This is a genomic window from Phenylobacterium sp. CCH9-H3 (assembly GCF_001557235.1).
GTDB lineage: Bacteria > Pseudomonadota > Alphaproteobacteria > Caulobacterales > Caulobacteraceae > Phenylobacterium.
The window spans coordinates 1-4,407 of record NZ_LSJI01000211.1; the positions used below are offsets into that span (position 1 = coordinate 1).

4 protein-coding genes and 1 riboswitch are annotated in these 4,407 nt (G+C 70.3%); all 4 genes read left to right on the forward strand.

What is annotated here, in order from left to right:
• Positions 1-37: 37 nt before the first annotated feature.
• Positions 38-141: riboswitch (glycine riboswitch) on the forward strand.
• 177 nt (positions 142-318) lie between these two features.
• On the forward strand, positions 319-1,458 hold the full coding sequence (gene gcvT / locus AX721_RS18655; protein ID WP_068877486.1) for a glycine cleavage system aminomethyltransferase GcvT: 1,140 nt from the start codon (positions 319-321) through the stop codon (positions 1,456-1,458).
• Positions 1,459-1,616: 158 nt separating this feature from the next.
• Complete coding sequence (gcvH, locus tag AX721_RS18660; RefSeq protein WP_068877487.1) at positions 1,617-1,982, forward strand: glycine cleavage system protein GcvH; 366 nt, start codon at positions 1,617-1,619, stop codon at positions 1,980-1,982.
• Positions 1,983-2,160: 178 nt separating this feature from the next.
• Complete coding sequence (gcvPA, locus tag AX721_RS18665) at positions 2,161-3,495, forward strand: aminomethyl-transferring glycine dehydrogenase subunit GcvPA (RefSeq protein WP_068877488.1); 1,335 nt, start codon at positions 2,161-2,163, stop codon at positions 3,493-3,495.
• A 2-nt stretch (positions 3,496-3,497) separates the two neighbouring features.
• Positions 3,498-4,407 (forward strand): aminotransferase class V-fold PLP-dependent enzyme (locus AX721_RS18670; RefSeq protein WP_156467251.1); only part of this gene is annotated, 910 nt, incomplete at its 3' end.

Sequence of the window (4,407 nt, forward strand, 5' to 3'; positions counted from 1 at the left end):
CCCCATTGACTCCCCCATCCCCCTCCACCACAACCACCCAACTCTCGCGGGAGAGACTCCTCCATCGCCGTCCGGCGCCGGAGGGGAGCCGAAGGCGCAACCGCCCCGGAAACGCTCAGGCAAAAGGACCGCGACGGGCTGATGAACGCTGGAAAGTTCCCGTCCTAGCTCACCGAGCCGGGCCGGGGCGCCGAAGGAGCAGAGGGTGCGCCGCCCACCGGCGCGGCCCGAAATCTCTCAGGCCGAAAGGACAGCGGGGGCGTGCGACGTCGGAGCTCCGCTCCGCCGCGCGCCGGATCGTCAGCCGAGGTCGCCCCTTTGTCCGCCACCGACACCGCCGCCCTGAAGACCACCCCGCTGACCGAGGCGCACATCGCGCTCGGCGCCCGCATGGTCCCGTTCGCCGGCTACACCATGCCCGTCCAGTACCCCATGGGCGTCATGCAGGAGCACCTCTGGACGCGCGAGCACGCCGGCCTGTTCGACGTCAGCCACATGGGCCAGGCGCGCCTGCGCGGCGTCTCGCCCCTGTCGGCCTTCGAGGAGGTGGTCCCCGGCGACTTCATCGGCCTCAAGCCCGGCAAGCAGAAGTATTCGGTCCTGCTCAACAAAAAGGGCGGCATCGTCGACGACCTGATGGCCGGACGCCCCCTTCTTCCTGATGGAACTTACGACGACGGCCTCTTCGTGGTCGTCAACGGCGCCTGCAAGGACAATGACTTCAAGGTCATCGACGGCGAGCTCGCCGGCCAGGTGGACATCCAGCGCCTGGAGGACCGCGCCCTCATGGCCCTCCAGGGCCCCGAGGCCGCCGCCGTGTTCCAGGCCCATGTCCCCGCCGCCGCCGACATGGTGTTCATGGACATCCGGTCCATGCCCGGCTTCGGCACGGACCTGATCGTCTCCCGCTCGGGCTACACCGGCGAGGACGGCTACGAGATCTCGGTCCCGGCGTCCGAGGCGGTCCGCGTCTGGAACCTGCTGCTGGAGGACGAGCGGGTGCGGCCCATCGGCCTGGGCGCCCGCGACTCCCTGCGCCTCGAAGCCGGCCTGCCGCTCTACGGCCACGACCTGGACGAGACCGTCTCGCCCGTGGAAGCGGGCCTGACCTTCGCCATCAACAAGAACCGCCGCGAACAGCGCGACTTCCCCGGCGCGGCCCGGATCGTCAAGGAACTGGCCGATGGCCCGGCCCGGGTGAAGGTCTGCCTCAAGGTGCTGGAAGGCGCCCCGGCCCGCGAGGGCGCCGAGGTGGCCGACGCCAACGGCGTCGTGGTCGGCGTGGTCACCTCCGGCGGCTACTCCCCGGTGCTCAAGGGCGGCATCGCCCTGGCCTTCGTGCCCCCCGAGCTCAAGGCCGTCGGCACGCCCCTCAAGGTCATCGTCCGCGGCAAGCCCCAGGCCGCCGAAGTCGTCCCCAGCCCCTTCGTCCCCCACCGCTATGTGCGCAAGGCCTAGGCGATGACCGGCCCCAACGCGCCGCAGGCGCCCAAAACAAACCGCCAAGACGCCAAGGTCGCCAAGGCCTCTCCGCCTGCGTCGACCTCTTGGCGTTCTTGGCGTCTTGGCGGTTCAAACAACGGCGCTGACGCGCCCGAGCTCTAGGAGAGATACCCATGCGCTTCACCAAGGATCACGAGTGGGTCGTCCTCGAGGGGGACGTGGCCACCATCGGCATCACCGCCCACGCCGCCGAGCAGCTGGGCGATGTGGTGTTCGTCGAGACCCCCGAGCCCGGCAAGACGGTGAAGGCCGGCGACGCCTTCGCGGTGGTCGAGAGCGTCAAGGCCGCCTCCGACGTCTACGCCCCCATCTCCGGCGAAGTCATCGAGGGCAACTCGATCCTGGGCGACGCGCCTGAGACCGTGAACGCCGACCCCGAGAACGGCGGCTGGTTCGCCAAGGTCCGCGTCTCCGACCCCGCCCAATACGAGTCCCTCATGGACCGCCCCGCCTACGAAGCCTTCCTCGCCACGCAGTAACCCACCCCCTTTGTCATCCCGGTTTTCGCGGCACGCGAAGACCGGGACCCCGATCATCCAGGCCCATGGCGTCGCACGGCGCCTCAGCCACAGGTCGGCAAGCACAACAGATCGGGGTCCCGGTCTCCGGCCTGACGGCCAGAACCGGGATGACAGACGAGAAGTACGGACCACGCCCATGCGATACCTGCCCCTCACCCCCGACGACCGCGCCGAGATGCTGGGCGTGATCGGCGCCCCGGACATCGACGCCCTGTTCGCCGACGTCCCCGCCGCCGCGCGCAAGGCCGACCTGTTCGACCTGCCGCTGCATGCGGGCGAGCTGGAGGTGGAGCGGGAGCTGACGGCCCTCTCGGCCCTGAACCGCGCCGCCGGGGCCGGGCCGTTCTTCTGCGGGGCCGGGGCCTACAAGCACCATGTGCCGGCCACCGTCGACCACATCATCCAGCGGTCGGAGTTCCTGACCAGCTACACGCCCTACCAGCCCGAGATCGCGCAAGGGACCCTGCAGGTCCTGTTCGAGTTCCAGACCCAGGTCGCCGCCCTGACCGGCATGGATGTGGCCAACGCCTCCATGTACGACGGCTCCACCGCCTGCGCCGAGGCCGTGATGATGGCCCAGCGGGTGAACCGCCGGGAAAAGGCGATCCTCTCCGGCGGCCTGCACCCGCACTACGCCGCCACGACCCAGACCATAGCCCACGCCGAGGGGATGGAGATCGTGCGCCTGCCCGCCGCCATCGACGCCGAGGCCGCGGTCATCGACGCCATCGACGACGAGACCGCCTGCGTCGTGGTCCAGACCCCCAACGTCTTCGGCGTGGTCACCGACGTCTCCAAGATCGCCGAGGCCGCCCACGCCAAGGGCGCCCTCCTGATCGTCGTGACCACCGAGGCGATGTCCTTCGGCCTCCTGAAGAGCCCCGGCGAGATGGGCGCCGACATCGCCGTGGCTGAGGGCCAGTCCATCGGCAACGCCCTGAACTACGGCGGCCCCTACGTCGGCCTCTTCGCCGTGCGCGAGAAGCTGGTCCGCAGCATGCCCGGCCGCCTCTGCGGCGAGACCGTCGACGCCGAGGGCCGGCGCGGCTACGTGCTCACCCTGTCGACCCGCGAGCAGCACATCCGCCGCGAGAAGGCGACCTCGAACATCTGCACCAACTCCGGCCTCTGCGCCCTGGCCTTCACCATCCACATGACGCTGCTGGGCGGCACGGGCTTGACCCAGCTCGCCAAGATCAACCACGCCAAGGCGCGCGAGCTGAAGGCCGCGGTCGAGGGCGCGGGGCTGGAGGTGCTGACCCCCCGGTTCTTCAACGAGATCGCCGTGCGGGTGAAGGGCTCGGCCGCCGCCCTGGTGGACGACCTCCTGAACGACGGCATCGTCGCCGGCGTCCCCTATTCCCGCCTCGACCCGCACGCCGGCCTGGACGACGTCCTGCTGCTCTGCGCCACCGAGACCACCACCTCCGACGACATCGCGGCCCTCGCCGCCGCCCTGAAGGCCGCCTGATCATGACCATGCAGACCGTTGGCCGCCCCACCCGTCCCGAAGGCGCCCCCAAGGACTCTGGCGAGAGCGCCGGCTTCGCCTCGCTCACGGGAGGTCGGGGCCTCCTCCAGGATGAGCCGCTGATCTTCGAACTGGGCGGCTGGACCAAGACCGGCGTCGACCTGCCGCCGGCGTCCGACGACGCCTCGGACCTGGCCGGCCTCACCCGCGAGGGCGTGGACCTGCCCGGCCTCTCCGAGCCCGAGGCCATGCGCCACTACGTGCGCCTCAGCCAGAAGAACCACGCCATCGACCTGGCGCTCTATCCGCTGGGCTCGTGCACCATGAAGCACAACCCGCGCCTCAACGAGAAGGCGGCCCGCCTGCCCGGCTTCGCCGACCTGCACCCCCTGGCGCCCGTCGCCACGGCCCAGGGCGCGCTCCAGCTCATGGACCGGCTGGCCCACTGGCTGAAGACCCTGACCGGCATGCCCGCCGTCGCCCTGACGCCCAAGGCCGGCGCCCACGGCGAGCTCTGCGGCCTGCTCTGCATCAAGGCCGCCCACGAGGCCGCCGGCCAGGGCCACCGCCGGACCGTCCTCGTCCCCACCTCGGCCCACGGCACCAACCCGGCCACCGCCGCCTTCGTCGGCTACTCCGTCCAGGAGATCGCCCAGACCGACGACGGCCGCGTCGACCTCGCCGACCTCGAAGCCAAGCTCGGCCCCGACGTCGCCGCCATCATGGTCACCAACCCGAACACCTGCGGCCTTTTCGAACGCGATGTCATTGAAATCGCTCGCCTAACTCACGCCGCCGGAGCCTATTTCTACTGCGACGGAGCCAATTTCAACGCCATCGTCGGCCGCGTCCGCCCCGGCGACCTCGGCGTCGACGCCATGCACATCAACCTGCACAAGACCTTCTCCACCC